The organism is Pseudomonas sp. Larv2_ips, from assembly GCF_963879675.1.
GTDB lineage: Bacteria > Pseudomonadota > Gammaproteobacteria > Pseudomonadales > Pseudomonadaceae > Aquipseudomonas.
Genome location: NZ_CAWOAW010000027.1, coordinates 1,265,593 through 1,291,909 on the forward strand (window position 1 = coordinate 1,265,593; position 26,317 = coordinate 1,291,909).

Consider the following 26,317-nt stretch of genomic DNA (forward strand, 5'->3'; position numbering starts at 1 on the left):
GCAGCTTCGGCTGCTCTTTTGCTTTCTGAGAGAACACCCATGACCGCCGCCCATACCCGCATCCTCCAATTGCGCGCTGAACTGGATCAGCACAACTACCGTTACCACGTGCTCGACGAGCCGAGCATTCCGGACGCCGAGTACGACCGGCTGTTCCACGAGCTCAAAGCCCTGGAGGCCGAGCATCCGGATTTGGTAACGCGTGATTCACCGACGCAGCGGGTCGGCAGTGCGGCGTTGTCGGCGTTCACTCAGGTCAAGCACGAAATACCGATGCTCAGCCTCGGTAACGCTTTTGACGAAACCACCATGCTCGAGTTTGATCGCCGGGTCACCGAAGGCCTCGACCTGCCGGTGGGCGATCTGTTTGGCGGTGGCGCGGCGGTGGAATACAGCTGTGAGCCCAAACTGGATGGCCTGGCGGTCAGCCTGCTGTATCAGGAGGGCGAACTGGTGCGCGGCGCCACCCGTGGCGATGGCACCACTGGCGAAGACATCAGCGTCAACGTGCGCACTGTGCGCAATATCCCGTTGAAGCTGCACGGCAGCGGCTGGCCAGCGACCCTGGAAGTGCGCGGCGAAGTGTTCATGTCCAAGGCCGGTTTCGAGCGCCTGAATGCCTCGCAGCTGGAAGTCGGCGGCAAGACCTTCGCCAACCCGCGCAACGCGGCGGCTGGCAGCCTGCGCCAGTTGGACTCGAAGATTACCGCCAGCCGCCCGCTGGAGTTCTGCTGCTATGGCATTGGCCAGGTCACCGCAGACATCAGTGACACCCATATCGGCAACTTGAAGCAGTTGCAGAAGTGGGGCATGCCGATCAGCCACGAACTGAAGCTGGCCAAGGGTATCCAGGAATGCCTGGACTACTACCGCGATATCGGCGAGCGGCGTAACAGCCTGGCTTATGAGATCGACGGCGTGGTGTTCAAGGTCAACAGCATTGCGGCCCAACGTGAACTGGGTTTTCGCGCGCGCGAACCGCGCTGGGCCATCGCGCATAAATTTCCGGCCATGGAAGAGCTGACTGAACTGCTCGACGTCGAATTTCAGGTCGGTCGTACCGGCGCCGTCACCCCCGTTGCACGCCTCAAACCGGTAAAGGTCGCGGGTGTGACCGTGTCCAACGCCACCTTGCACAACATGGATGAAGTCGCGCGCCTGGGCCTGATGATCGGCGATACAGTGATCATCCGCCGCGCCGGTGACGTGATCCCGCAAGTCGTCTCGGTGGTCACCGAACGCCGCCCGGAAAACGCCCGCGCGGTGCAGATCCCCGAAAGCTGCCCGGTGTGTGGTTCCCACGTGGAGCGCACGCAACTGGTCAAGCGCAGCAAGGGCAAGGAAACCGTCAGCGAAGGCGCGGTGTACCGCTGCGTCGGGCGTCTGGCCTGTGGCGCGCAGCTCAAGCAGGCGATTATCCATTTCGTCTCGCGCCGTGCCATGGACATCGATGGCCTGGGCGACAAAACCATCGAGCAGCTGGTGGACGAAAAACTCATCGGTTCGCCGGCCGACCTCTACACACTCAAGTACGAGCAGATCATCGACCTGGAAGGCTTTGCCGATATTTCCAGCAAGAAGCTGATCACCGCCATCGAAAACAGCAAGACCCCGACCCTGGCGCGCTTTATCTACGCCTTGGGCATCCCGGATGTGGGCGAGGAGACTGCCAAGGTGCTGGCGCGCTCCCTGGCGTCTCTGGAGCGTGTGCAGAAGGCCTTGCCGGAAGTGCTGACGTACTTGCCGGACGTGGGCCTGGAAGTGGCGCACGAGATTCACAGCTTCTTTGAAGACAGCCATAACCAGGAGGTGATTGGCGCGCTGCTGTCGCCGGAGCAATGCGGCCTGCAATTGCAGGATCAGGGCGACCTGAGTGCCGAATTCGCCGCCAGCACTACCTTGGGCGGCTTGCTCGACAAGCTGCACGTGCCCAGCGTTGGGCCGGGCGCTGCGCAGAAACTGGCGGATAAATTCGGCTCTCTGGAAGGCGTGATCAAGGCTGACTGGCTGGACATGCGTCAGGCACTGCCTGAAAAGCAGGCCAAGGCCGTGCGCGAGTTTTTTGATAACCAGGACAATGCCAACCATGCCCTGGCCATTGAGCAGCAGCTCAAGGACTTCGGCATGCACTGGCAGAGCGAGAAGAAGGTCGTCGAAGGCTTGCCCGAAGCAGGGCACACCTGGGTACTCACCGGCTCTCTGGAGCTGATGAGCCGCGATGTGGCCAAGGACAAACTCGAAAGTCTGGGCGCCAAGGTGGCCGGTTCGGTCTCGGCGAAAACCCACTGCGTGGTGGCCGGGCCGGGCGCCGGCTCGAAATTGGCCAAGGCCAGCGAGCTGGGCTTGAAGGTGTTGGACGAAGAAGCGTTCGTGGCATTCCTGGCCAAGCACAACATCACGGTCTGATGGCGCGTGTGCAGAGTGAGCCTTTTGTTGTGGCGAGCGGGCTTGCCCCGCGTCGGGCTGCGCAGCCGCCTCGCCTGTGGAACGATCTCTCACGGGAAATGATCTAGTCTTGGTCACCCAGGGAGAGATCGCCATGTTCCGCTACTTTGAGCAACTCAGTTCACGCATCGCAGCACCCTTCACGGCGGGCGCATCTCGTAACAGCAAAGTCTGGCAGTGCCGCTGTGGCCAGTCCCTGTTCTTTCGCAACAGCCAGTGCCTGGCGTGCCAGGCGCTGCTCGGTTATCAGCCGCAGCAAAGCCGCCTATCGTCTTTACAGCCGGGCCCGGTTGTCGGGACCTGGCTGCAAGACGACAACCTTGACGCCGGCGCCTTCCGTCGCTGTGCCAACCTTGACACTCCCGCCGCCTGCAACTGGCTGATCCCGGCGCACAGTACGGCGCCGCTGTGCGTGGCGTGCAGTCTGAACCGCACCATTCCCGACCTTTCTATTGCGCAAAATCATGAGCGCTGGCGCAAAGTCGAAAACGCCAAGCGCCGCTTGGTCGCGCAATTGATCAGCCTCGGCCTGCAAGTGGTGCCCAAGAGCGTCGATGAAGACAACGGCCTGGCCTTCGACTTTGTCGGCGTCGACCTGGAAGGCAATGCTCCAATGACGGGCCACGCCAACGGTCTGATTACCCTCGACATCAAGGAAGCCGACGACGCCCACCGTGAGAAAGTCCGCGTACAAATGCGCGAGCCTTACCGCACGCTGCTTGGGCACTTTCGCCATGAGGTCGGTCACTACTACTGGGACCGCCTGATCGCCGATACCCACTGGCTCGAAACTTTTCGCGCCCTGTTCGGCGACGAACGCGCCAGCTACGCCGATGCACTCGACCATCATTACCAGAACGGCCCGCGCCCCGACTGGCAGCAAACCTGCGTCAGCGCCTACGCCACCATGCACCCCTGGGAAGACTGGGCCGAAACCTGGGCCCACTACCTGCACATGATGGACGCGGTCGACACCGCCCTGGGCTTTGGCATGAGTGCCCGTGAGATGGACCTGGATTACCAGCCGTTTCCCCTCAGCACCCTTTACGACCCTGAGCACCCAGGCGGTGCGGCGTTCCTGTCGTTCGTCAACGCCTGGATCGAACTGGCCGGCATGCTCAACGAACTGTCGCGCAGCATGGGCCAGCCGGATTTTTATCCCTTTGTGCTGCCGCCGGCAGTGATCGCCAAGCTGCACTTTATTCACCTGGTCATCCAGGAAGAGGGCGGCAAGGCAGATGAAGCCGTGATTCTGTAGCGGCACAAGTGCTTGAGCCCCTTGATTTTTTAATCCTGAACCAACGGTTGTAACTTCCGATGAGATCGGTACAATGGCGCGGCTTGCCGAGAGGCGAGCGTCGTTATGGTGACCCCATCGGTCCCCCCGCAACGATTACCCGTGAACCTGGTCAGAGCCGGAAGGCAGCAGCCACAGCGGGAACATTGTGTGCCGGGGTGTGGCTGGTGGGGTTGCCTCCATAACGCTCTCCCGCAACACCCTCTGTTTCAAATCAAAAAATGTCTCTTCAGTCATCTGCCCATCTGTAGTGTGCAGCGATGACGGCTTTTTGCTGGACAACCTTCGACCGTCTGCTAGCGTCAATCATGCGTTTTTTTCAAAAAATGACCGTGGTGCTGGAGTAGTAAAGAAGTGATGGCACTCCTTCAATCAGAAAGGATGATTGCCATGCACAGCCTCCAAGGTTTACCCAGTCGTATCGGCGGTTCCGTCGGCACCCCCGGCAAGGCCCGCAATGATTCTGATGATGTTCGATCCATTCAGAATCTATTCAACCTGATCACCCCCAAACCCGCGTCGCCTTTGCTGGTGGATGGCAAGTGCGGCCCGCTGCTGGTCCAGCGCATCAAGGACTATCAATCCAGTCGTCTGAAGGTCGCCACCCCCGACGGCGTGATTGACCCGGCAGGCCGAACGTTCAACACCCTGCTCGAAGACGCGCGCAAGGCAATTCCCGTGACCCCGGCAAACGACTCGGCCGTTGCCGCTGCCGCCCCAACCCCGCCACGCCCTCCGGCGCCTGCTCCGGCCCCAGCAGACACACTGCAGTTGGTTACAAAAGCCACCTGTGATGGACGTGTGACGCTGACCGACGCTGACTTTCAAAGCGCCGCGACAGCACTGGGCAGCGGTATTTCGGTGAACATCATCAAGGCGTTCGCCACTGTGGAATCGGGTGGGCGATCCGGCTTCGGCCCGGCTCAGATGCCGGTGATCGCGTATGAAGGCCACATCTTTCGCAAATACACCCAGCAGAAGTACGACAAGGCCTATCCGTTGCTGTCATACGCCTACCGGGAGAAAGCCGGCCCGCAATGGAAAGCCAACAACAAAACCCAGGCGGTGGCGTGGCAGACCCTGGCCGATGCGTTCAAGTTAAATCAGGAGGCGGCGTTGATGTCGGCGTCGTACGGCATGTTTCAGATCATGGGCTTCAACTTCGCCGCCTGCGGTTACAAGAGCGTCTTCGATTTTGTCAGCGCGATGAAACTCAACGCCGGCCAGCAACTGATGGCGTTCGTCGGCTTTTGCCGCAAGAACCCGACGTTGTTCAAGGCCATGAAGAACAAGGACTTCGCGGGCATGGCCGCCCAATACAATGGGGCGGATTATGGCGATTACGACAAGCGAATCCAGAAGGCCTTTGAGGCGCTGGAGAGGAAAAAGTAGCCGTGCATGACGGTTGTTTCACAACGTGCAAAGCGCCCACTGGACAACCCAAAACCATCTTGTTAGTTTCCGCCAGCCGCTTGTTTCAAGGTGTAACAAGAGCGCTGCATTGATATTGAAGTGCCACCACTTCTTTAACTTACAAGGATGTCAGTGATGAAAAGCCTGCAAGGGTTGCCCCGTCTTATCAGTGCTTCGGTGGGCGCGCCGGGTAAAGCGCGCAACTTGCCTGCCGATGTTCAGTGCATCCAGTATTTATTCAATTTGATCATTCCCAAGATGGGTTTTCCGCTGGCCGAAAACGGCAAGTGCGACGGCCAGTTGGTGCAGTGCATCAGTCAGTATCAGTTTCGCCACCTTAAATACGCGCATCCCGATGGGGTGATCGACCCCACCGGCCGTACGTTCAACAGCCTGATCGAAGAAGCGGTGAAAGTGCCGGTGAAGGCGTTTCCGACGATGCGCATTCCAAGCTTTCTCAACGCGTTCGGCAATAACAACGCCGATGCGGTGCAGGCCACCGTCAATGTGTATCTGGACCGCATGCGTGCGATGGTCGAGGCCGAGCGCCGCAACCGGCAATTGATGCTCCAGCCCACGTGCGACGGCGGCATGACGCTCACCGAAACCGACTTCCAGAACGCCGCCACGCAGTTGGGCAGCGGTATTTCGGTGAATATCATCAAGGCGTTCGCCACTGTGGAGTCCGGCGGGCGTTCCGGTTTCGGGCCGGCCAAGTTGCCGGTGATCGCTTTTGAAGGGCACCTGTTTCGCAAGTACACCAAGCACATCTATGACCAGGCACACCCACTGCTGTCGTATATCTACGTGAGGAAGGCCGGGCCACAGTGGCAAGTCAACAACAAGGACCAGGCCAAGGCCTGGGAAACCATGGCCACCGCCTTTGCGCTGGATCAGGAAGCGGCCTTGATGTCAGCGTCCTGGGGCATGTTCCAGATCATGGGGTTCAACTACGCCTCCTGTGGTTACAAGACCGTGTTTGAATTCGCCGCGGCATTAAAGATCAATGCCGGCAACCAATTAAAGGCGTTCCTCGGTTTTTGCAGCAAAAGCCCGGCGTTGATCAAAGCCATGAAAGACAAAGACTATGTGGCCATGGCGCGCAACTATAACGGCGAGGATTACGGCGACTATGACCGCCGTATCAAGAAGGCCTACGAAGCACTGGAAGGGAAGAAATAAGATGATGCGTTTTCTGGCAGTGGGTGTTTTGTCGTTGTGCGCTATCGCGCCTGCATGTGCAAACGAAACAGCCTTGCACTCAGGCAAGTACGAAGGGCTGATGCTGGCGGTCACCCCTGAGCATCAAGTCGAAGGTTTCTACTCGGAAGAGTTGGGTGAGGGCGTAACCCGCACCTGTACGTTTTACCTGCAAGGCGCGCCCGACGCGCTGACGACCTGGGTCGATGACGCCTACCCTGGCAGTGTGACGGCCTCGTCCGACGGCGTGACGCTGACCGTGGAACAAGGCCGCCAGCACCCCGGTTGTCTCAGCGTGCTGATGCCGGAAATCGCCACCGGGCTGGACCTGACCCAAACCGCCCGCAAACAATGGATCGGCCTGGTGACGGTCACTGCCGACAAGGCTTACCTGCTCAAAACCCCTGGCGACAACGCGGGCAAGCATCCGTATATCGTCAAGGACGATGTGGTCGGCGTACTGGCTTACAAGGATGGCTGGGCCCAGGTTGAATTCACCAATGCCAAGGACCGCTCGTTCACCGGCTGGATCCGCCAGGATCAATACAGCCGCCTGACTGCGCCTAAAAGCTGAACCGCGACCCTCTACCAGCGAAAGTCCTACCTGCCGGTCAGGACCCTGCGCGTCGATGAGGTGATGTGCGCAAAAGTGACGCAGGGCCGCGGCAAACCCGAAACCTTCTACGTGTTTACCCACGATGATGCCTTCATGCTTGCCCCGATCACGCCGCGTGGCGCTCTCAACGTCCCGATGAAAGATAAGGTATTCGATTACCTGTTGAGCCATCAGCAGAAGGTGTTCACCGGTATCCAGGGCGCTGCGTTATGTAACGGTGCCGGGCTACAAACCAGGGATGGCGGCTGTGGATGCGTTGGCGATCGTCAACCCTTGCCCGGGCGCGCAGCAGCCAGAGCCTGCTGCGCAGCACTGAGCCAACCCCTGCGCCGCAACGTGTCATGCACGTTGCGGCATTTTTGTGCCCGGGGTTCAGGCCTTGTTGCGGTTGAACAGCTTGCGGATCACGGCAAACAGCGCCACAACGCCGACCACCAGGAACTTCTTCGCCGCCAGCAGGAAGATGCCGATCTTGGCAAACAACCCGGCCTTGGCCGCTATCCCGCCGGCCACCAGGGCCGCCAGGCCGTAAGTGGCCAGCTTGTCGGTCTTGGGGTTGAAGTCGGTGTACAGGTTGCCGTCGGTAAAGTTGGTAAAGGCCAACACCTTGGGCATTTCCTGCTTGATGGTGGGCAGGTCGGCCATGGCGGCGACGGCGTTGAGTTCCAGTACGCCTTCACGGCCCAGCACGCGGATGCTGTAGTTGAGGGTGGTCTGCTGGGCGTCGTCGGCTTTCAGCTCGCGGGCCCAGTACATTTTGTGAGTGGTATCGTCGTAGCGCGGCGGTTCGGCCCAGCCCAGCAGGTGCAGGCCGGCGTAGCCTTGTTTCTGGCGTTGCTGGTTGTCTTCCTCGTCTTCTTCCTGCATCTGCTTGAGCAGTTCGGCGTAGTCGATTTTCGCCGCATCCTCGTCGGAAACGTGCCCGTCAGCCTTGTAGCTGACGATCACGCCCCAGCCGCGTTCCGACAACGGGCTGACTGCTTTTGGCACGATCATGCCCAGGGTCTTGAAGCCGGGTGGGTTGCCCCAGCCATCGGTCAACAGGCGCTCGGTGTCGGCGGGGTCGAGGTAGTAGAACTCGTCGTTGAGCTTGAGCGTGGCAATGCCACTGGGCAGCGTGACCGTGCCGGTCTTCTGCTTGAGTGAGGCGAGGAAGTGTTCAGCCGTTTCAGCCGGCGCGCTGGCTTCGGCGGGCGCAGGCGCAGGGGCAGCAAAGGCAGGTAGGGCAGACAGGCTCAGTGCAGCCGCCGCCATCAACACGCGGATGTAATTCATGGTAGTCCCTTACATTTTGAATTAATTTCGCGGAAGAATACTGAAATTCGCTGCCCGGGTCAGCCAAAAGTCTCCCGCAGCAGCCCGGCAAACGCGTCCCGCGCCAAGTGCCGCTGGGTGTCCTTGTGCCAGAACAGCAGGTTGTCCACGGCCTGCAGCTCTTCAAACCGGTAGGAGGCCAACTGATTGGCCTGCTCATAACGGGCCAGGATGCCTTCCGGCGCCAATGCCACGCCAATCCCCGCACTGACACAACCGATGATCGTGCCCCAGCTGGCATAGCTGGCGATGCTCGGTTTGAAAGCATGCGGTTTGACCCAGTTCTCCAGCGCCGCCCGATACGGGCAACCCGCTGGCCATACCAGCAGCGTTCGACCGGCCAGGTCTTCGGCGCTGGTGATCGGGGCGCTGGATGCGCTGGCGATCAGCACCAGGCGTTCGCTGTAGACCACGCTGTCTTCAAGCTTGGCGCGTTTGCCACCACAGGCCACCAGCGCCACATCGAGGCGATGGTGTTGCAGGTCGTCCAGCAGCTGCGCCCAGGCGCCGGTGACCAGTTCGAGCGAGACGTCCGGGTAGCGCCGATGGTATTCCGCCAGCAAGGGCGGCAGGCGGCCGCTGGCGCTGGATTCCACTGCGCCGATGCGCAAGGTGCCGCGGGGGATGGCGTCGGCATCCACCGCACGTTTGGATTCGTCTACCAGCGCCAGAATGCGTTCGCAGTAGTCCAGGAAGATTTCCCCGGCGGCACTGATCGCCAGCCCGCGCCCGGCACGGATAAACAAGGGCGTGCCCAACTCGCTTTCCAACTGCTTGATCCGCGTAGTGATGTTGGACGGCACGCAGTGCAATTGCAGGGCGGCCTGGGCCACGCTGCCGGTTTGCGCCACGGCTCGCACCATTTTCAGTTGGGCCAGTTCCATTGCTCAGTTCCAGTGATTTCAGAAGTCAGAAACGCTTAATTGTCCTGCGCCTTGCCTGGGCCAAGACTGACGGCATCCTACTCAGTTGCCGGACGTCGCCGATGAATACCCCGTCACCCGCAAAGCTTACGCTAGTCATCGCCGGCGTCATCCTCTGTTGGGCCTATTCGCCGATTGGCGTGCACATGGGGTTGCACAGCTACAGCCCCGGCCAGTTGGCGTTGCTGCGGTTTCTGATTGCGTCGGTGTTCATGGGCGGTGTGGCATGGGCGGTGGGCATTGGCCGGCCGCGTCTGCGCGACCTGCCGTGGTTATTGGTGCTGGGGTTCTTCGGCGTGTTTTTGCACCACACCAGCCGCAATTATGGGCAGCAATGGGTGACGGCGGCGGCGTCGAGCGTGCTGGCGCAGTCGGCGCCACTGTTCAGCGTGCTGATCGCGAGTTTGTGTTTGAAAGAACGCGTCAGTGCCTGGCGCTGGGGTTGTGTGTTGCTGGGCTTGCTTGGCGTGCTGGTGGTGATCTGGGGCGATCATGGCGTGGGCGATATTGACCCGCGCGGTTTGCTGATTGTGCTGGCGGCGGTGTCATGGAGTGTGTATTTCGCCATCCAGAAGCACTATGCCCATCGCTACAGCCCGCTGACCATGGCGTGTTACATGGTCTGGGCGGGCACCCTGATGCTGTGCGTGAACCTGCCAGGCCTGGCCGATGCCGTGCAGCAGGCGCCGGCGCCGGAAAACCTCGCGGTGCTCATACTTGGCATTTTCCCCAGCGCCCTGGCGTACCTTGCCTGGGCCTATGTGTTGAAACACGTCGAGGTCAGCCGAGCGTCGGTGGCGATGTACCTGATCCCGCCGGTCGCCATGATGATGGCCGCGACGCTGCTGGGCGAGCACATTGCCATGCACGTGATGCTGGGCGGTGTGATGGTACTGGCCAGCGTGGCGGCCATCAGCCTGGAGGGCCGCTGGCGGTCAGTCGCTCAGGCAGAACGCGCGCAGCCGGTGGCCGTCGAGGTCCTGAGCGACAAAGGTGTAGCCGAAATCCAAAGGGGTCGGTGACTGAATGATGGTTGCGCCACGCGCCACCCACTGAGCGTGCAGGGCCTCTACGGCAGCCTGGTCTGGCAGGCAAAAGCCCACTTCGCCGCCGCCGCCGGTCATCCGGGCCGCTGGCTCCACCGTGTGGCGCGACCACAGCCCCAGCTTTACGCCGTTGTCGAGCATGAACAGGGCAAAGGTGGGGTTCAGTTCAAGCGGCGGGCTATCCAGCAGGCGGCTATAAAAGTTGGCACTGGTGGCCGGGCTGTCGACGTAGAGCAGGAAGTAATGGGCGACGGTGGGCATGCAGGCTCCTTGGAAATGGGCGGTCAAGTGCGCCCAGTCTAGGGGCATGCCCTGTCAGTTCTTGTCAGGAGTGAGCGGTGATCGCGCACCTTCGCCGGTGTACAGGCTGATGATGTCGTCGATTTCCCCCGACATCTTCATCCGCAGCAGCGTACGCAAGATCCGCTGTACCGGCACGTTCGGGTCGTTGCGCACGATGCAACCCAGGCTTTGCTCGTCGATGATTGCGACCTTTTGCAGCCGCTCGTTCGGCGCCAGGTTCAAATTGAAGCGCTCGAGTATCCATTCGTTAATGACGGCGTATTTAAAACGCCCGGCGACCAGCTTTTGCAGCACCAAGGCTTCGCTGCGCGAGTCGTCACGGGTGAGCTGGCCTGTGGCAAACAGTGGGTCGAGGACAGCGTAGCGGTAGTTGAGCACCGTGCCGATCGGCTGAGGCGTCAGCGTGCCCACGTCTGCAGGCTGCGGCGCCGTGTGGCGGCCTACCAGCACATTGCGTTGCACCATCAGCGGCACGCTCCAGGTGTAGTCGCCGGACAGGCTGTCGACCCAGGTCTGGGCGACATAACAGCGCACATCGATGTCGCCATGCGCCATGGCGTTGGCGATGCGTGCCCGCGCCAGCACGTGAAACTCGGCCGGGCGCCCGACCTGGGTGGCCAGGCTTACCATCAAGTCATACAAAATGCCCTGGGTGGGCTGGCTGTCCTCCACTTGGGCCATGGGCATCGCCCAGCTGTCGGAAACCGAGAAACGCAACGGCGCAGGTGCCGCGAGGCTGGCAAGGGAAATCATCCATAAGGCGCCCAGGACTACGCGCATACACTCTCCGGGTTCAGGCCTTTGTGGGGCCATTGAGCAGAGCTTAGTCAGATTAGACGAGCGTGCCGGATGCAATTTCCCCCTTGCTCCGCTAGCATTACCGGCTTCCGCTTCCCAGTTGCGACGGTTTTCGATGAGTTATCAGGTTCTTGCACGTAAATGGCGTCCGCGCTCGTTCCGCGAAATGGTCGGCCAGACCCATGTGCTCAAGGCTCTGATCAATGCCTTGGACAGCCAACGGCTGCACCACGCCTACCTGTTCACCGGCACGCGAGGGGTGGGCAAGACCACCATTGCGCGCATCATCGCCAAATGCCTGAACTGTGAAACCGGTATCACTTCGACGCCTTGCGGCACGTGTTCGGTGTGCCGCGAGATCGATGAAGGGCGTTTTGTCGACCTGATCGAGATCGACGCCGCCAGCCGCACCAAGGTCGAAGACACCCGCGAGTTGCTCGATAACGTGCAGTACGCACCGAGCCGTGGCCGCTTCAAGGTCTACCTGATCGACGAAGTGCACATGCTTTCCAGCCATTCCTTCAACGCGCTGTTGAAAACCCTGGAAGAGCCGCCGCCTTACGTCAAATTCATCCTGGCCACCACCGACCCGCAGAAACTTCCTGCAACGATCCTGTCGCGGTGCCTGCAGTTTTCCCTGAAAAACATGACCCCCGAGCGTGTGGTCGAGCATTTGACCCACGTGCTGGGTGTCGAGAACGTACCGTTCGAAGACGACGCGCTGTGGCTGCTTGGCCGCGCGGCCGATGGTTCGATGCGCGATGCCATGAGCCTCACCGACCAGGCCATCGCCTTTGGCGAAGGCAAGGTGATGGCCGCCGACGTGCGCGCCATGCTCGGTACCCTCGACCATGGCCAGGTGTTCGACGTGCTGCACGCGCTGATCGAGGGCGATGCCAAGGCGTTGCTTGAAGCGGTGCGCCACTTGTCGGAACAAGGTCCGGACTGGAACGGCGTGCTCTCGGAAATCCTTAATGTCTTGCACCGCGTTGCGATCGCCCAGGCGTTGCCTGAAGGTGTCGACAACGGCCATGGCGACCGCGACCGCGTATTGGCGCTGGCCCAGGCATTGCCGGCCGAAGATGTGCAGTTCTACTACCAGATGGGCCTGATCGGGCGCCGCGACCTGCCGCTGGCGCCGGACCCGCGCGGTGGCTTTGAAATGGTCCTGCTGCGGATGCTGGCGTTCCGACCGGCGGATTCGGCCGACGCGCCGAGACAGCCGCTAAAGCCAGTGGGGATCAGCCAGGCCACAGTTGATTCCGCCAAACCAGTGGCTGGCGCAGCAGTGGTCGCGCCAGTCGTTGCTGCGCCTGCGCCCGTGGCTCCTGCGCCTGAGCCCGTAGTGGCTGCACCCGAGCCGGTGATGGCTGAGCCGGCCATCGCGCCGGTGACCGAGCCCGAGCCCGTGGTCGACCTGCCGTGGAATGACCCGGTAGACGCCGAACCCGACGTCGAATTGCAACCTGCCGTGGAGCCCGTGCTGGAAACCAGCGGTGAGCAGCCCGAACTGACGCCGATGCCGACGCCCACCCCCGACAGCGCGGTGCCGGACGCACCCGAGTGGGTGTCTGCTCCGGTTCCAGAGCCGACCGTCGCCCAGGTTGAGGCCGCGACACCCGGCATCGACCTCGATGACGAACCGCCGCTGGACGAAGATTACATCGAGCCGGACATGGATTCGGCCTACAGCTACCTTGATGACCTGGCCAGCGAACACACCGCTGAGCCTGCACCCGAGCCCGAGGCGGAACCCGCTGCGGCCCCGGCCACCGGCCTGGCGCTGCAATGGCTGGAGTTGTTTCCGAAGTTGCCGATCTCCGGCATGACCGGCAGCATCGCCGCCAACTGCACCTTGATTGCCATCGATGGCGATCACTGGCTGTTGCACCTGGACCCGGCGCACAGCGCGCTGTTCAACGCGACCCAGCAACGCCGGCTCAACGATGCATTGAACCAGTACCATGAGCGCACGCTGACCATCACCATCGAGTTGATCAAGCCCGAGCAGGAAACCCCGGCCCAGGCCGCGACACGCCGACGCATCAACCGTCAGCGTGATGCCGAGCACTCGATCCAGGCTGATCCGCTCATCCAGCAAATGATGCAACAGTTCGGTGCGGTCGTGCGTCACGATACTATTGAACCTGTCGAAGCCCCGGTGCCCCAAGCGTCATGACACCGGGCTATTAATTGATCCACGTACTTTTGAGGTGATTCCCATGATGAAAGGTGGCATGGCCGGCCTGATGAAGCAGGCACAGCAGATGCAGGAAAAGATGGCCAAGATGCAGGAAGAACTGGCCAACGCCGAAGTCACCGGTAAAGCCGGTGGCGATATGGTTAGCGTGGTGATGACCGGTCGTCACGACATCAAGCGCGTGAGCATCGACCCAAGCGTATTGCCAGGCACCAGCGAAGATGACCTGGAAATGCTTGAAGCGCTGTTCGCCGCGGCCGTCAACGACGCCGTGCGCAAGATCGAAGCCAACAGCCAGGACAAAATGTCCGGCGTGACCGCTGGCATGCAACTGCCACCGGGCATGAAGATGCCGTTCTGATGGTCTAGCCTTGGCTAGCATCAAATGCCAGGCCCAGTGCCTGGCATTTTTGTTTGTGCCGATCCAATCGAACCCTGGCGTGGCAAGCATGGTCTGCACCCTATACCGACGCATTCGATAAAGGAGCCCCCTCATGCCTCAAGAACCTATTCTTAACCAGCGCATCGTTCTGGTCTCGCGCCCGCAAGGTGCGCCAACCCCGGAAAACTTTCGCCTGGAGCGCGTGAACCTGCCGGAGCTGGCAGACGGCCAGGTGCTCTTGAAAACGCTGTACCTGTCGCTCGACCCGTACATGCGCGGCCGCATGAGCGACGCACCGTCCTACGCCGCGCCGGTGGAAATCGACGAGGTAATGACCGGTGGCGCTGTCAGCCGTATCGAGCAGTCGCGTAATCCGAAATTTGAAGTGGGCGACCTGGTCGTCGGTTCCACGGGCTGGCAGAGCCACAGCATCTGCGACGGGAGCAACCTGATGCCGGTGCCCAATGGCCTGGCCAGCCCGTCGATGGCGCTGGGTGTGCTGGGGATGCCGGGCATGACGGCGTACATGGGGTTGATGGATATCGGTCAGCCCCAGGCCGGCGAAACCCTGGTCGTCGCGGCGGCGTCCGGCGCAGTCGGCTCGGTGGTGGGCCAGGTGGCCAAGCTCAAGGGCTTGCGCGTGGTGGGTATCGCCGGTGGCGCGGACAAGTGTCGCTACGTGGTGGACGAGCTGGGTTTTGACGCCTGCATCGATCACAAGAGCGCCAACTTTGCCCATGAGCTGGCGCTGGCGTGCTTCAACGGCGTGGACATCTATTATGAAAACGTCGGTGGCAAGGTCTTCGACGCGGTGTTGCCGCTGCTCAATCCCAAGGCGCGCATTCCCTTGTGCGGCCTGATTGCCGGCTACAACGCCCATGAAGCCCCAAGCGGGCCGGACCGGCTGCCCGCGTTGCAACGCACGTTGCTGACCAAACGCGTGCGCATCCAGGGTTTTATCGTGTTCGACGACTATGGCGATCGCCAGCCCGAATTCCTCAGCGCCATGGCACCGTGGGTGCGGGACGGCAAGATCAAGTTCCGCGAAGACGTGGTAGAGGGCCTGGAGCAGGCGCCCGAAGCCTTTATCGGTTTGCTTGAGGGACGCAACTTCGGCAAGTTGGTGGTACGCGTCGCGCAGGATTGACCATTTGACGCTAATCCGGGGCGCGGGTATAAACCGCGTCTCGTTGTTTTGTCGGACCATTCGCTCATGAGCTTCAGCCCCCTGATTCGCCAACTGATCGACGCCCTGCGCACCTTGCCGGGTGTCGGTCAGAAAACCGCCCAGCGTATGGCGCTGCAACTGCTGGAGCGTGATCGCAGCGGTGGCACCCGGTTGGCCCAGGCCTTGAGCCAGGCCATGACCGGTGTGGGCCATTGTCGCCAGTGCCGCACCCTCACCGAAGAAGACCTGTGCCCGCAATGCGCCGACCTGCGTCGCGACGACACGCTGCTGTGCGTGGTGGAAGGGCCGATGGATGTGTACGCGGTGGAACAGACCGGTTATCGCGGTCGCTACTTCGTGCTCAAGGGCCACTTGTCGCCGCTCGATGGCCTGGGGCCGGAAGCCATCGGCATTCCGCAGTTGGTGGCGCGCATCGAAGAGCAGGGTACGTTCACCGAGGTGATCCTGGCGACCAACCCGACGGTGGAAGGCGAAGCCACCGCGCATTACATCGCCCAGCTGCTGACCAATAAAGGCTTGATCACCTCGCGCATCGCCCATGGCGTGCCGTTGGGCGGCGAGCTGGAATTGGTGGACGGCGGGACGCTGGCGCATTCGTTTGCAGGCCGCAAGCCGATCGCACTCTAAGCCAAACCGGCGTTCAAAATGTGGGAGCTGGCTTGCCTGCGATGGTGGAGTGTCAGGCGACATCGACGTCTCTGATCCAACGCCATCGCAGGCAAGCCAGCTCCCACAGTGGTTTTGTGGTGTAAGTGGGATCTTGAAAACCAAGCAAGCGCTTGGTAAGTTCGCTCCACCCCACCGTGGAGCTTGCCGATGCCTGCCTATCTGGACTACTTCGATCCCAGCCACCAATTGGTCCGCGACAGCGTGCGCCGTTTTGTCGAGCGCGAGATGTTGCCGGGCATTGAGCAATGGGAGGAAGCACAGAGCTTTCCTCGTGAGCTGTACCTCAAGGCCGGCGCGGCGGGAATCCTGGGCATCGGTTACCCCGAAAGCCTGGGCGGCAGTCACGAAGGTGACCTGTTCGCCAAGGTCGCCGCCAGCGAAGAGCTGATGCGCTGCGGCTCCGGCGGTGTGGTGGCCGGCCTGGGTTCGCTGGATATCGGCCTGCCGCCGGTCGTCAAATGGGCGCGGCCCGAAGTCCGCGAGCGTGTTGCGCCTCAGGTATTGGCCGGTGAGAAGATCAGCGCGCTGGCGGTCACCGAGCCGGGTGGCGGCTCCGATGTCGCCAACCTGCAAACCCGCGCCATCCGCGATGGCGAGCATTACCGGGTGAGCGGCGGCAAAACCTTTATCACCAGTGGCGTGCGTGCCGACTTTTACACGGTCGCGGTGCGCACCGGTGGGCCGGGCTTTGGCGGCATCAGCTTATTGCTCATCGAGAAAGACACGCCCGGTTTCACGGTCGGCCAGCCGCTGAAGAAAATGGGTTGGTGGGCGTCGGACACGGCTGAGTTGTTCTTCGACGATTGCCGTGTGCCGGTGGGCAACCTCATTGGCGTCGAGAACATGGGGTTTGCCTGCATCATGGGCAACTTTCAAAGTGAGCGCCTGGCCCTGGCGCTGATGGCCAATATGACCGCGCAGCTTGCATTGGAGGAGAGCCTCAAATGGGCCACCCAGCGCGAAGCGTTCGGCAAACCCATCGGCAAATTCCAGGTGCTCAAGCACCGGCTGGCGGAAATGGCCACGGCGGTGGAGGTTTCGCGGGAATTCACCTACCGCCAGGCGGCGAAGATGGCGGCCGGCAAAAGTGTGATCAAGGAGATTTCCATGGCCAAGAACCTGGCCACCGACACCGCCGACCGCGTGACTTATGACGCGGTGCAGATCCTGGGCGGCCAGGGTTACATGCGTGGCAATTTGGTGGAGCGGCTGTACCGCGACAATCGCATTCTGTCGATTGGCGGGGGGACGCGCGAGGTGATGAATGAAATCATCAGCAAGCAAATGGGGCTTTGATTGGTGGTGGTCTTTCGCACGCCTCGCAGGCAAGCCAGCTCCCACATTGGAGCGAGATCACTTGTGGGCGCCGGGCTGGCCCGCGATGAGCCCTAACAGACGCCTCTTAACGCTCCGTCAGCCCAAACTGCGTCAGGCAAAATGTCGGAATGCCCATGTCTTGCAGGCGTTGCGAGCCGCCCAGTTCCGGCAGGTCGATAATCGCCGCCGCTTCGAAAATCCTCGCGCCCATGCGCCGCACCAGGTTGGCCGCCGCGATCAGGGTGCCGCCGGTGGCGATCAGGTCATCGAACATCAGCACCGAGTCGCCTTCGCACAGGCTGTCTGCGTGCACTTCAAGAAAAGCTTCGCCGTACTCGGTCTGATAACCCTCGGCCAGCACGTCAGCCGGCAGCTTGCCCTGTTTGCGGAACAGAATCAGCGGTTTGTTCAGTTGGTAGGCGATGATCGAGCCGATCAGAAAGCCCCGCGCATCCATCGCGCCGATGTGGGTGAAATCGGCCTCGACATAACGCTGGGCAAAGCTGTCGGCAACCAGGCGCAGGGCACGGGGCGACTGGAACAGCGGGGTGATGTCACGGAAGATAACCCCAGGCTTGGGGAAGTCGATGACAGGGCGGATCAGGGATTTGATGTCGAACGAATCGAAGGTCATCGTCGAAGAGTCCTGGGAGCGGAAAACGGACTCGAAGTATACCTGCGGCCTCGCCGATTGGCGCGGCCGCAAGCGGCTGGATCAACCTTCCAGGGAGCCGCCGGCCAGCGCGCACAGCTGGATCGGGTCGAGGATATGCACTTCCTTGCCTTCAGCGGCAATCAGCTCGTTTTGCTGGAAGCGCGTGAACACGCGGGACACGGTTTCCACCGCCAGGCCCAGGTAGTTGCCGATTTCATTGCGCGACATGCTCAGGCGGAACTGATTGGCCGAGAACCCACGGGCACGGAAACGCGCCGACAGGTTGACCAGGAACGTGGCGATCCGCTCGTCGGCGGTTTTCTTCGACAGCAACAGCATCATCTGCTGGTCGTCGCGAATCTCGCGGCTCATCACACGCATCAATTGGCGACGCAGCTGCGGCAATTGCAGGGCCAGCTCATCCAGGCGTTCGAAGGGGATTTCGCACACCGATGTGGTCTCCAGCGCCTGGGCCGACACCGGGTGAATCTCGGTGTCCATGCCGGACAACCCGACCAGTTCGCTGGGCAGGTGGAAGCCGGTGATCTGCTCTTCGCCGCTGTCGCTGAGGCTGAACGTCTTCAGCGCGCCTGAACGTACTGCATAAACGGAATCGAATTTGTCGCCTTGGCGAAACAGAAACTCGCCCTTTTTCAGCGGGCGGCCGCGTTTAACGATTTCGTCCAGCGCTTCCATGTCTTCCAGATTCAACGAAAGTGGCAGGCAGAGGGGGGCCAGGCTGCAATCCTTGCAGTGAGCCTGGCTGTGAGCGCGCAGTTTGACTGGCTCGGACATTTCTTAAATCCTTGTGGGAAAACACACATAAGACGTAAGGGTAACGCACCGAGGGTGGATCAGGCCAGCGTGTACAAAAAAGCGGCACGTGGATAAAGGTTTTTGTATCGATGCCGATACACAGGTGAATCCCTATGAGCTGGAGCTCAGGTCATGTCGGTAATCCCTTTCAATAACCCTGTCATTACTACGAAAGCCCCTCAGGTGCTGACGGCCGCTGATGCGCTTGCGGGCAAAAAGGTCGATGACAAACCTGCGCCGCCACCCACGCCCGGTGAAGGTGTGGTGGTCACGATATCCGGGGCAGGGATGAAGGCTTCTCAAGCCGGTAGCAACCCCAACAAGGACATCGACGACAGCAACCTGAAAGACAACATCAAACAGCTGCTGAAAATGATCCGCGAACTCAGGAAGCAGCTTGCCGAGAAGATGGCTCAGCTTTCAGCAGCCATGAATGATACGGCCCTGAGCCCGGAGGCACGCCAGGCAAAAGTCGCCGGTTTGCAGGGGGATATTGCTTCAATTCAGTCCGGGTTGATGACCGCTCAGGGGCAACTGGCCAAGTCGCTGAAAGATGAATCGCCTGAGGCTCAAATGGAAGCAATGACGCTGCTGTCGAAATAATTCAGGCCTAGATGACCCGCGAGAATCGTTGCCTGTTCTGGTGCTCCAGGTAGGCATCGAACACCATGCACACCGAGCGCACCAGCAAGCGCCCGGCGGGCAATACGCGAATGCCCTGAGCATCAAGCTCGATCAGGCCATCGGCGGCCATCGTTTGCAGCTGCGGCCATAGCTCGTCGAAATAGCCGCGAAAATCGATGTTGAAGGCCTGTTCGATCTGCTCGAATTTCAGGCTGAAGGTGCAGATCAACTGCTGAATTACCTCGCGCCGCAACCGATCATCCGTGGTGCACACCAACCCACGGCTGGTGGCCAGTTGCGCACCGGCCAGGGCGTTCTGGTAGTGATTGAGGTCACTGCTGTTCTGGCAGTACAGGTCGCCGATCTGGCTGATCGCCGATACGCCCAGCCCGATCAGGTCGCAATGCCCATGGGTGGTGTAGCCCTGAAAGTTACGCTGCAACGTCCCTTCTTCCTGGGCGACGGCCAGTTCGTCATCCGGCAGGGCGAAGTGGTCCATGCCGATGTAGCGATAGCCCGCACGGGTCAACTGTTCGATGGTGGTTTGCAGCATCAGCAGTTTTTCCGCCGGGGAGGGCAGGTCGTCAGTGTTGATCCGCCGTTGCGGCATGAAACGCTCCGGCAAATGCGCGTAGTTGAACACCGACAGGCGATCTGGTTGCAGGCTGATCACTTCCTCCACGGTACGCGCGAAGTTGATCGGCGTTTGCTTGGGCAGCCCGTAGATCAGGTCGATATTGATCGAGCGAAATTGCAGGGTGCGCGCCGCATCGATCACGGCGCGGGTTTCTTCCAGGCTCTGCAGGCGGTTGACCGCACGCTGCACCTCGGGGTCGAGGTCTTGCAGGCCGATGCTCACACGGTTGAAACCCAGTTCACGCAGCAGGCCCATGGTCGCCCAGTCGGCTTCACGCGGGTCGATTTCAATGCCGTAGTCGCCAGAATCATCGTCGAGCACATTGAAGTGCTGGCGCAGGCGTGCCATGACCTGGCGCAGTTCGTCGTGGCTCAGAAACGTCGGTGTGCCGCCGCCGAAGTGCAACTGCTCGACCGGCTGTTTCGGGTCGAGGTGGCAGGCCACCAGCTGGATTTCCTGCTCCAGGCGTTGCAGGTAAGCCTGGGCGCGGCCACGGTCCTTGGTGATGACCTTGTTGCAGGCGCAGTAGTAGCAAATGTTCGCGCAGAACGGCACATGCACATACAGCGACAAGGGGCGCACGGCCTTGCGGCTGTCGCGCAGGGCGTGGAGCAGGTCGAAAGTGCCGACCTGGCTGTCGAATTGTACGGCGGTGGGGTAGGACGTGTAGCGCGGCCCCGCCAAGTCGTAACGGTGAATCAGATCTGTGTCCCAACGAATGGCGTCGAGCATGCGGGCGGTCCCCCGGATTGGCTAGTGGGCCGAGTCTAGGGGCGCGCCGGGCAGGGCATGTTGATTTGCATCAACGGGGAGCGGCGCTATGCCACATGGCGATTTAATGGCCCATTAGCCAATGCTGATGCGGACCGGGCAAGGTCCACAGGCCGAATAGAATCACCAGCAGGCCTCCAGCGACACGCACACTGCGTTTGCGCAGCACGGCGGTGACGCGTTCAGCGGCCAGCCCGGTCGCCAGCAACACCGGCCAGGTGCCGAGCCCGAACGCCAGCATCAGCAACGCGCTGTCCGCCGCATTGCCCTGGCTCGCCGCCCACAGCAGCGTGCTGTAGACCAAGCCGCACGGCAGCCAGCCCCACAGCGCGCCCAGCAGCAACGCGCGCGGCAGGCTGGACACCGGCAGCAAACGGTTGGCGACGGGCTGTAGGTAGCGCCACAGGCCGCGACCGAGGCTTTCGATGCGCGTAAGGCCGCTCCACCAACCGGCCAGGTACAGGCCCATGCTGATCAGCAACAAGCCTGCCAGCACACGCATGAACATCGCCGCCGGGCTGTTGGCCACCGCCCAGCCGGCCAGGCCGATCAATAAGCCGGCGCCGGCATAGCTGAGGATGCGCCCCAGGTTGTACGCCAGCAGCAGGCGAAAGCGCCGGCTGCGTTGCGCTGTGGGGATCGCCAGCGTCAGTGCGCCCATCAACCCGCCGCACATGCCCAGGCAATGGCCGCCGCCGAGCAGACCAAGGATGAGCGCGGAGACCAGCAGCGGCGCCAGTTCAAGCATGGGGCGGGTCTTTGGGCGGTTGCTCGGGCCCGTTGGCTTCGTCGACAGCCGCCAGGTGGTTTGGGTCCTGGTCATCGAACAGCACGCTGTGGGCCGGGCCGTCGAGGTCGTCGTACTGGCCGCTGTCCACCGCCCAGAAGAAGATGTAGATAGCGACGCCGACTAACAGCAGCGCCGCTGGAATCATCACGTATAGAGCTGGCATCTGCACTCCATGCCCACGCGGCTCAAGCCGGCAGCGGGCGGGTTACGAAGGGGGCGCTGGCAGTCGGCGCGCTCGGCAGGCGAGTCAGGCGCAAGGCGTTGAGCACCACAGTCAACGAGCTGAGGGACATGCCGATCGCCGCCCAGATCGGCGTGATCCAGCCGAGCGCGGCAAACGGCAGCATAAGGCCATTGTACAGCCCGGCCCACAGCAGGTTTTCGAGGATTACCCGACGGGTGCGCCGCGCGAGGGTAAAGGCCTGCACCAACGCGTCGAGTCGATTGGACAACAGCACGGCATCGGCGCTGGTTTTTGCCAGGTCCGTGGCCGAGCCCATTGCCACACTGATATCGGCAGCAGCGAGCACCGGTACATCGTTGACGCCATCGCCGAGCATCAGCACCTTGCGGCCTTCCTTGTGCAGCTGTTGCAGTATCTGCAGTTTGTCGTCGGGGCGCAGGCCGCCATGGGCTTCGTCGATGCCCAGTTCACAGGCAACGCTGGCCACCATCGGCGAGCTGTCACCTGAGAGCAGCAATGCGCGCCAGCCGCGCGCTTTGCATGCCGCCAACAGGGCTGGCGCGTCGCTGCGCAGACGGTCATCCAGCACGAACCAGGCGAGCGCGCCGTCACGATCGCCCAGCAGCAGCCACTGGCCCGCGTCGTCCGGCGAGGCGGGAGTCGGACAGCCGCTCAATTCGCAGACAAACCCCGGTTGGCCGATACGCAGTTGGCGCTCACCCACACGGCCTTCCAGGCCCAGGCCGGGGAAACTCAGGACTTCTTCGGCGGCCAGCGGCGCACGGCCAAAAGCCCGTGCAATCGGGTGTTCGGAGCGGTTTTCCAGGGCTGCGGCGAGGCTCAGGCAATCATCGCTGCTCAGCGCGCTCAAAGGGTGGGTCGCACGTAACGCCAGGCGGCCTTCGGTCAGGGTGCCGGTCTTGTCGAAAATCACCGTGTCGATCTGGTTCAAGCCTTCCAGCACGTGCCCGCGGGTCAGTAACAGCCCGAGTTTATGCAGCGTACCCGTGGCGGCGGTGAGGGCGGTTGGCGTGGCCAAAGAGAGCGCGCACGGGCAGGTCGCCACCAGCATCGCCAACACAATCCAGAACGCCCGCGAGGGATCCAATTGCCACCACAGCAGGCCGATCAACGCCGCGGCGATCAGCGAGCACAGCAGAAACCATTGCGCGGCACGGTCGGCGATTTGCGCCAGGCGCGGTTTCTCGGCCTGGGCGCGCTCCAGCAGGCGCACGATGGCGGACAGGCGCGTGTCATGGCCCAGGGCGCGGACCTCAACGCTCAACGCACCTTCGACGTTGAGTGTGCCGGCAGTCACCGCATCGCCCACGTGGCGTGGCTGCGGCAGGTATTCGCCGGTGAGCAGGGCTTCATCGATGCTTGACTGGCCGTCGAGGATGACGCCGTCTGCCGGCAGCACCGCGCCGGGGTGTACCAGCACGCGGTCACCCACGGCCAATTCGCTGAGCAGAATGCGTTCGCTCTGGCCGTCAGCTTTCAGGCGCAGGCACGAGGCGGGCAACAGGTTGACCAGTTGAGCGGTGGCGGCGGCCGTACGTTCCCGCGCTCGGCGCTCCAGGTAGCGGCCGGCCAGCAGGAACAGCGCGAACATGCCCACCGCGTCGAAATACAGCTCGCCGGCGCCGGTGATGGCGGTCCAAATGCCAGCCAGATACGCGCCGCCTATCGCCAGGGACACCGACACGTCCATCGTCAGGTGGCGCGTGCGCAGGTCGCGCAGCGCACCTTTGAAGAAGGGCGCGCAGCTGTAGAACACGATGGGCGTGGTCAGAAACATCGCCACCCAGCGCAGGATCACGTGCAGCTCCGGGCTCAGGTCGATATTGAATTCGGGCCAAGTGGCCATGGTCGCCATCATTGCCTGAAACCACAGCAACCCCGCGACCCCCAATTGGCGCAAGGCCAGACGGTTTTCGCCGGCCAACTGCTCGGCGGCGCGGTCAGCCTGATAAGGGTGGGCGGCGTAGCCGATATGGCGCAGCTCGCTGAGCAGCTGGCTCAGCGGCAATTGCGCGTCGGCCCAGCGCACGTGCAGGCGGTGGTTGGACAGGTTCAGCCGAGCCTCGGCCACCGCGGGCAGGCTGCGCAGGTGTTTTTCGATCAGCCAGCCACAGGCCGCGCAGCTGATGCCTTCCATCAACAAGGTGGTTTCGGCGAGGTCACCGTCATGGCGCACAAAGGGTTTTTGCACGTCGGCGCGGTCGTACAGGGCCAACTCGTCCACCAGTTGCACCGGCAGCGCTTCGGGGTTGGCCGAGGCTTCGCTGCGGTGCTGGTAATAGCTTTCCAGCCCGCCGGCCACAATGGCCTCGGCCACCGCCTGGCAGCCCGGGCAGCACAGTTCGCGGCGCTCGCCGAGGATCACGGCGGTGAACCGGCTGCCGGACGGGACGGGCAGGGCGCAGTGGTAGCAGGGGGTTGGGGTGCTCATGGGTTTAGATCTTAGTCGGCTGAGAGGGCCTCATCGTGGGCAAGCCCGGCCCCCACAAGGAATCGCGATCCAGTGGGGGAGCGGCTTGCCCGCGATGCGCGAAGCGCAGGCTTATTACTTCTTCAGGTCTTCAGCGCCCTGCAACGGCTCATCACCGAGCAGCAAGTCCTTGTCGTGGCTGACCTGTTCCTCTTCGAACAGGCGCCAGGTCCTGTCGCCCTCGACACCGAGCAATTCCACAAAGCGCCGGCCTTCGACCTTGTCGGTGACCTGGCCAATGTAGCGGCCCGGCTCACTGTCGCTGCGGGCCAGATTGATCTTGCGATCCTTCTCCGGCTGGGTCGGAGAAATCAGGTTCAGCTCCAGCGTGGTCGGGTTGCTGTTGCCGGTCAGGTGCAGGTCGACTTCACCGGTCAGTTCGTCCAGGTGCACCGCGGCGCGCAGTTGCAGGGTCTGGGCCAGCAGTTCGCGGTCCAGGGAGCGGTTGATGCCTTTGCCGGCCTCGTAGTAGTTGTCGTTGACCAGGTTGTCCGGGTTCTTCACCGCAATGGTCACCATGGACAAGGTCAAGGTCACCGAACAGGTCAGGATCCCAATGATGATCCACGGCCAGAGGTGCTTGTACCAAGGGCTTGCGGCAGTAGCTGCGGGCATTGTCGTGCTCTCTAGTTAACGAACTTGTGGGCCGATGAATCGGCTCTTGGCTTCAATGTGGACGCTGTCGTCATCGGCATCCTTGAGGATGAAGGTCACCTCGTTGGTGCTCGACGGCAGTTGCTCTGGTGCGCTGGACAGCTCGACCGGCAGGCTGAGGATTTCCCCGGCCGCCACTTTGATCTCGCGTCGACCCTGCAGCTTGAGGTCCGGCAGGCCCGAAGCGTCGAGCACGTAGGTGTGGTCGCGCTGGTCCTTGTTCATGATCTTCAGGCTGTAGACGTTTTCGATCCGGCCCTCGGCGTTTTCGCGGAACAGCACACGGTCTTTGCTGACGTCGAAACCGACCAGCGAGCGCATGAAAAATGCCCCGACCAACAGGCTGATCATTGCCAGCAATACCAGCGCGTAACCGATCAGGCGCGGGCGCAATTTATGGGTTTTCTGCCCCGACAGGTTGTGCTCGGTGGTGTAGCTGATCAGGCCGCGCGGGTACTCCATTTTGTCCATGATGTTGTCGCAGGCGTCGATACACGCAGCGCAGCCGATGCACTCGATTTGCAAGCCGTCGCGGATGTCGATGCCGGTAGGGCACACCTGCACGCACATCGTGCAATCGATGCAGTCGCCCAGGCCCTGGGCCTTGTAGTCGGTGCCTTTTTTGCGCGGGCCACGCACTTCGCCACGGCGTGGATCGTAGGAAACGATCAGGGTGTCCTTGTCGAACATCACGCTTTGAAAGCGCGCGTACGGGCACATGTAGATGCACACCTGTTCGCGCAGCCAGCCGGCATTGCCATAGGTGGCCAGGGTGAAAAAGCCGACCCAGAAATACGACCAGCCATCGGCCTGGCCGGTGAAGAAGTCGAACACCAGTTCGCGGATCGGCGAGAAATAGCCAACAAACGTCATGCCGGTGACAAAGCCGATCAACAGCCACAGCGTGTGCTTGCTGAATTTGCGCAGGAACTTGTTGGCGCCCATCGGCGCTTTGTCGAGCTTGATGCGCTGGTTGCGGTCGCCTTCGGTGACCTTTTCACACCACATGAAGATCCAGGTCCACACGCTTTGCGGGCAGGTATAGCCACACCACACACGACCGGCGTACACGGTGATAAAGAACAGGCCAAAGGCGGCCACGATCAGAATGCCCGACAGCAGAATGAAATCCTGGGGCCAGAAGGTCGCGCCAAAAATGAAGAATTTACGCTCCGGCAAGTTCCACCAAACCGCCTGATGCCCGCCCCAGTTCAGCCACACGGTGCCGAAGTACAGCAGGAACAAACCAGCGCCGCCGAGCATGCGCAAGTTGCGGAACAAGCCGGTGAAGGCGCGGGTGTAGATTTTCTCTCGCGACGCATACAGGTCGACGGACTGACTGGCGTTTTTGGCAGGCGGGGTAACGTCATGTACCGGTATTTGGTTGCTCATCATTGCATCCCACGGCGGTGGAGATTTGCCTCGGCCAGTACGTGCCAACCGGGGTCAAAAATAGGCTCTTGCAGTGGCGTAATGATACGCCTGCGTCAGTGCTGCACGGGTGCGACCTTTGGTCGCGTTGGGGGAAATCAATTGATGGTGTAGGTGATCTGGATCAATTGACTTGTGAAGTATGGTCGGTT

At 61.6% G+C, this 26,317-nt stretch carries 24 protein-coding genes and 1 other RNA gene; 13 read left to right on the plus strand and 12 right to left on the minus strand.

From position 1 onward, the window contains the following. Positions 1-39 precede the first annotated feature (39 nt). From ligA to AACV02_RS22700, 6 genes are all read left to right on the plus strand, one after another. Complete coding sequence (gene ligA / locus AACV02_RS22675) at positions 40-2,406, plus strand: NAD-dependent DNA ligase LigA (RefSeq protein WP_119742124.1); 2,367 nt, start codon at positions 40-42, stop codon at positions 2,404-2,406. Between the two features lie 133 nt (positions 2,407-2,539). After that, on the plus strand, positions 2,540-3,703 hold the full coding sequence (locus AACV02_RS22680) for a zinc-binding metallopeptidase family protein (RefSeq protein ID WP_119742126.1): 1,164 nt from the start codon (positions 2,540-2,542) through the stop codon (positions 3,701-3,703). Positions 3,704-3,818: 115 nt separating this feature from the next. Beyond that, positions 3,819-3,915: signal recognition particle sRNA small type (gene ffs, locus AACV02_RS22685), an RNA gene on the plus strand. 217 nt (positions 3,916-4,132) lie between these two features. Next, positions 4,133-5,134: an N-acetylmuramidase family protein gene (locus AACV02_RS22690; RefSeq protein WP_119742128.1), complete on the plus strand. Its 1,002-nt coding sequence runs from the start codon at positions 4,133-4,135 to the stop codon at positions 5,132-5,134. Positions 5,135-5,290: 156 nt separating this feature from the next. Next, positions 5,291-6,337, plus strand: coding sequence for an N-acetylmuramidase family protein (locus tag AACV02_RS22695; protein WP_119742130.1), 1,047 nt, complete (start codon positions 5,291-5,293; stop codon positions 6,335-6,337). 1 nt (position 6,338) lies between these two features. Then, positions 6,339-6,929 carry a hypothetical protein gene (locus AACV02_RS22700; RefSeq protein ID WP_106576328.1) on the plus strand — a complete coding sequence of 197 codons (591 nt, stop codon included), beginning with the start codon at positions 6,339-6,341 and terminating at the stop codon, positions 6,927-6,929. 414 nt (positions 6,930-7,343) lie between these two features. On the opposite strand, the gene AACV02_RS22705 is transcribed toward AACV02_RS22700, so the two are convergent. Continuing rightward, on the minus strand, positions 7,344-8,246 hold the full coding sequence (locus AACV02_RS22705; RefSeq protein WP_119742131.1) for a DUF2167 domain-containing protein: 903 nt from the start codon (positions 8,244-8,246) through the stop codon (positions 7,344-7,346). 59 nt (positions 8,247-8,305) lie between these two features. Further along, on the minus strand, positions 8,306-9,169 hold the full coding sequence (locus AACV02_RS22710) for a LysR family transcriptional regulator (protein WP_119742133.1): 864 nt from the start codon (positions 9,167-9,169) through the stop codon (positions 8,306-8,308). A gap of 101 nt (positions 9,170-9,270) precedes the next feature. On the opposite strand from AACV02_RS22710, the gene AACV02_RS22715 reads away from it, so the two are divergent. Then, positions 9,271-10,230, plus strand: coding sequence for a DMT family transporter (locus AACV02_RS22715; protein ID WP_119742135.1), 960 nt, complete (start codon positions 9,271-9,273; stop codon positions 10,228-10,230). Here the strand turns inward: AACV02_RS22715 and AACV02_RS22720 are convergent. After that, complete coding sequence (locus AACV02_RS22720; protein ID WP_119742137.1) at positions 10,144-10,515, minus strand: VOC family protein; 372 nt, start codon at positions 10,513-10,515, stop codon at positions 10,144-10,146. The genes AACV02_RS22715 and AACV02_RS22720 overlap by 87 nt on opposite strands. A gap of 54 nt (positions 10,516-10,569) precedes the next feature. Continuing rightward, a complete protein-coding gene (locus AACV02_RS22725; protein ID WP_119742139.1) occupies positions 10,570-11,337 on the minus strand; it encodes a substrate-binding periplasmic protein in 768 nt (255 codons plus the stop codon). A gap of 133 nt (positions 11,338-11,470) precedes the next feature. Here AACV02_RS22725 and dnaX point away from each other — a divergent pair, with 133 nt between their 5' ends. The 5 genes from dnaX to AACV02_RS22750 all read left to right on the plus strand — a co-directional run bounded on the left by dnaX (position 11,471) and on the right by AACV02_RS22750 (position 17,091). Beyond that, positions 11,471-13,534, plus strand: coding sequence for a DNA polymerase III subunit gamma/tau (gene dnaX / locus AACV02_RS22730; protein WP_119742141.1), 2,064 nt, complete (start codon positions 11,471-11,473; stop codon positions 13,532-13,534). Between the two features lie 43 nt (positions 13,535-13,577). After that, the gene (locus AACV02_RS22735; RefSeq protein WP_083357362.1) at positions 13,578-13,916 is read left to right on the plus strand and encodes a YbaB/EbfC family nucleoid-associated protein; all 339 of its coding nucleotides are present in this window, start codon (positions 13,578-13,580) and stop codon (positions 13,914-13,916) included. 133 nt (positions 13,917-14,049) lie between these two features. Then, positions 14,050-15,084: an NADP-dependent oxidoreductase gene (locus AACV02_RS22740; RefSeq protein ID WP_119742143.1), complete on the plus strand. Its 1,035-nt coding sequence runs from the start codon at positions 14,050-14,052 to the stop codon at positions 15,082-15,084. Positions 15,085-15,150: 66 nt separating this feature from the next. Beyond that, the gene (recR, locus tag AACV02_RS22745) at positions 15,151-15,753 is read left to right on the plus strand and encodes a recombination mediator RecR (protein WP_106576337.1); all 603 of its coding nucleotides are present in this window, start codon (positions 15,151-15,153) and stop codon (positions 15,751-15,753) included. Between the two features lie 189 nt (positions 15,754-15,942). Next, positions 15,943-17,091 (plus strand): acyl-CoA dehydrogenase family protein, encoded by a 1,149-nt coding sequence (locus tag AACV02_RS22750; protein WP_119742145.1) that lies wholly within the window; start codon positions 15,943-15,945, stop codon positions 17,089-17,091. Positions 17,092-17,197: 106 nt separating this feature from the next. Here the strand turns inward: AACV02_RS22750 and AACV02_RS22755 are convergent, their stop codons facing one another. Further along, positions 17,198-17,746: an adenine phosphoribosyltransferase gene (locus AACV02_RS22755; protein WP_106576339.1), complete on the minus strand. Its 549-nt coding sequence runs from the start codon at positions 17,744-17,746 to the stop codon at positions 17,198-17,200. 81 nt (positions 17,747-17,827) lie between these two features. Beyond that, complete coding sequence (gene fnr, locus AACV02_RS22760; protein ID WP_106576340.1) at positions 17,828-18,562, minus strand: fumarate/nitrate reduction transcriptional regulator Fnr; 735 nt, start codon at positions 18,560-18,562, stop codon at positions 17,828-17,830. Between the two features lie 153 nt (positions 18,563-18,715). Between fnr and AACV02_RS22765 the strand changes: the two genes are divergently transcribed. After that, on the plus strand, positions 18,716-19,186 hold the full coding sequence (locus AACV02_RS22765) for a hypothetical protein (RefSeq protein ID WP_119742147.1): 471 nt from the start codon (positions 18,716-18,718) through the stop codon (positions 19,184-19,186). 7 nt (positions 19,187-19,193) lie between these two features. On the opposite strand, the gene hemN is transcribed toward AACV02_RS22765, so the two are convergent. The 6 genes from hemN to ccoG form a co-directional block, all read right to left on the minus strand. Beyond that, complete coding sequence (hemN, locus tag AACV02_RS22770; protein ID WP_119742149.1) at positions 19,194-20,576, minus strand: oxygen-independent coproporphyrinogen III oxidase; 1,383 nt, start codon at positions 20,574-20,576, stop codon at positions 19,194-19,196. Between the two features lie 103 nt (positions 20,577-20,679). After that, positions 20,680-21,363: a sulfite exporter TauE/SafE family protein gene (locus AACV02_RS22775; RefSeq protein WP_119742151.1), complete on the minus strand. Its 684-nt coding sequence runs from the start codon at positions 21,361-21,363 to the stop codon at positions 20,680-20,682. Further along, positions 21,356-21,568 (minus strand): cbb3-type cytochrome oxidase assembly protein CcoS, encoded by a 213-nt coding sequence (gene ccoS / locus AACV02_RS22780; RefSeq protein WP_017735332.1) that lies wholly within the window; start codon positions 21,566-21,568, stop codon positions 21,356-21,358. Before ccoS ends, AACV02_RS22775 begins: the two co-directional genes overlap by 8 nt. 22 nt (positions 21,569-21,590) lie before the next feature. After that, positions 21,591-24,041, minus strand: coding sequence for a heavy metal translocating P-type ATPase (locus AACV02_RS22785; protein ID WP_119742154.1), 2,451 nt, complete (start codon positions 24,039-24,041; stop codon positions 21,591-21,593). A gap of 114 nt (positions 24,042-24,155) precedes the next feature. Beyond that, a complete protein-coding gene (locus AACV02_RS22790) occupies positions 24,156-24,695 on the minus strand; it encodes a FixH family protein (RefSeq protein ID WP_106576345.1) in 540 nt (179 codons plus the stop codon). Between the two features lie 15 nt (positions 24,696-24,710). Further along, a complete protein-coding gene (gene ccoG, locus AACV02_RS22795; RefSeq protein ID WP_106576346.1) occupies positions 24,711-26,126 on the minus strand; it encodes a cytochrome c oxidase accessory protein CcoG in 1,416 nt (471 codons plus the stop codon). Positions 26,127-26,317 lie beyond the last annotated feature (191 nt).

Bases quoted from the DNA above. Each gene is read 5' to 3' on its own strand.
- ligA (WP_119742124.1), top strand. From the start codon at position 40: ATGACCGCCGCCCATACCCGCATCCTCCAATTGCGCGCTGAACTGGAT.
- AACV02_RS22680 (WP_119742126.1), top strand. From the start codon at position 2,540: ATGTTCCGCTACTTTGAGCAACTCAGTTCACGCATCGCAGCACCCTTC.
- AACV02_RS22690 (WP_119742128.1), top strand. From the start codon at position 4,133: ATGCACAGCCTCCAAGGTTTACCCAGTCGTATCGGCGGTTCCGTCGGC.
- AACV02_RS22695 (WP_119742130.1), top strand. From the start codon at position 5,291: ATGAAAAGCCTGCAAGGGTTGCCCCGTCTTATCAGTGCTTCGGTGGGC.
- AACV02_RS22700 (WP_106576328.1), top strand. From the start codon at position 6,339: ATGATGCGTTTTCTGGCAGTGGGTGTTTTGTCGTTGTGCGCTATCGCG.
- AACV02_RS22705 (WP_119742131.1), bottom strand. From the start codon at position 8,246: ATGAATTACATCCGCGTGTTGATGGCGGCGGCTGCACTGAGCCTGTCT.
- AACV02_RS22710 (WP_119742133.1), bottom strand. From the start codon at position 9,169: ATGGAACTGGCCCAACTGAAAATGGTGCGAGCCGTGGCGCAAACCGGC.
- AACV02_RS22715 (WP_119742135.1), top strand. From the start codon at position 9,271: ATGAATACCCCGTCACCCGCAAAGCTTACGCTAGTCATCGCCGGCGTC.
- AACV02_RS22720 (WP_119742137.1), bottom strand. From the start codon at position 10,515: ATGCCCACCGTCGCCCATTACTTCCTGCTCTACGTCGACAGCCCGGCC.
- AACV02_RS22725 (WP_119742139.1), bottom strand. From the start codon at position 11,337: ATGCGCGTAGTCCTGGGCGCCTTATGGATGATTTCCCTTGCCAGCCTC.
- dnaX (WP_119742141.1), top strand. From the start codon at position 11,471: ATGAGTTATCAGGTTCTTGCACGTAAATGGCGTCCGCGCTCGTTCCGC.
- AACV02_RS22735 (WP_083357362.1), top strand. From the start codon at position 13,578: ATGATGAAAGGTGGCATGGCCGGCCTGATGAAGCAGGCACAGCAGATG.
- AACV02_RS22740 (WP_119742143.1), top strand. From the start codon at position 14,050: ATGCCTCAAGAACCTATTCTTAACCAGCGCATCGTTCTGGTCTCGCGC.
- recR (WP_106576337.1), top strand. From the start codon at position 15,151: ATGAGCTTCAGCCCCCTGATTCGCCAACTGATCGACGCCCTGCGCACC.
- AACV02_RS22750 (WP_119742145.1), top strand. From the start codon at position 15,943: ATGCCTGCCTATCTGGACTACTTCGATCCCAGCCACCAATTGGTCCGC.
- AACV02_RS22755 (WP_106576339.1), bottom strand. From the start codon at position 17,746: ATGACCTTCGATTCGTTCGACATCAAATCCCTGATCCGCCCTGTCATC.
- fnr (WP_106576340.1), bottom strand. From the start codon at position 18,562: ATGTCCGAGCCAGTCAAACTGCGCGCTCACAGCCAGGCTCACTGCAAG.
- AACV02_RS22765 (WP_119742147.1), top strand. From the start codon at position 18,716: ATGTCGGTAATCCCTTTCAATAACCCTGTCATTACTACGAAAGCCCCT.
- hemN (WP_119742149.1), bottom strand. From the start codon at position 20,576: ATGCTCGACGCCATTCGTTGGGACACAGATCTGATTCACCGTTACGAC.
- AACV02_RS22775 (WP_119742151.1), bottom strand. From the start codon at position 21,363: ATGCTTGAACTGGCGCCGCTGCTGGTCTCCGCGCTCATCCTTGGTCTG.
- ccoS (WP_017735332.1), bottom strand. From the start codon at position 21,568: ATGCCAGCTCTATACGTGATGATTCCAGCGGCGCTGCTGTTAGTCGGC.
- AACV02_RS22785 (WP_119742154.1), bottom strand. From the start codon at position 24,041: ATGAGCACCCCAACCCCCTGCTACCACTGCGCCCTGCCCGTCCCGTCC.
- AACV02_RS22790 (WP_106576345.1), bottom strand. From the start codon at position 24,695: ATGCCCGCAGCTACTGCCGCAAGCCCTTGGTACAAGCACCTCTGGCCG.
- ccoG (WP_106576346.1), bottom strand. From the start codon at position 26,126: ATGAGCAACCAAATACCGGTACATGACGTTACCCCGCCTGCCAAAAAC.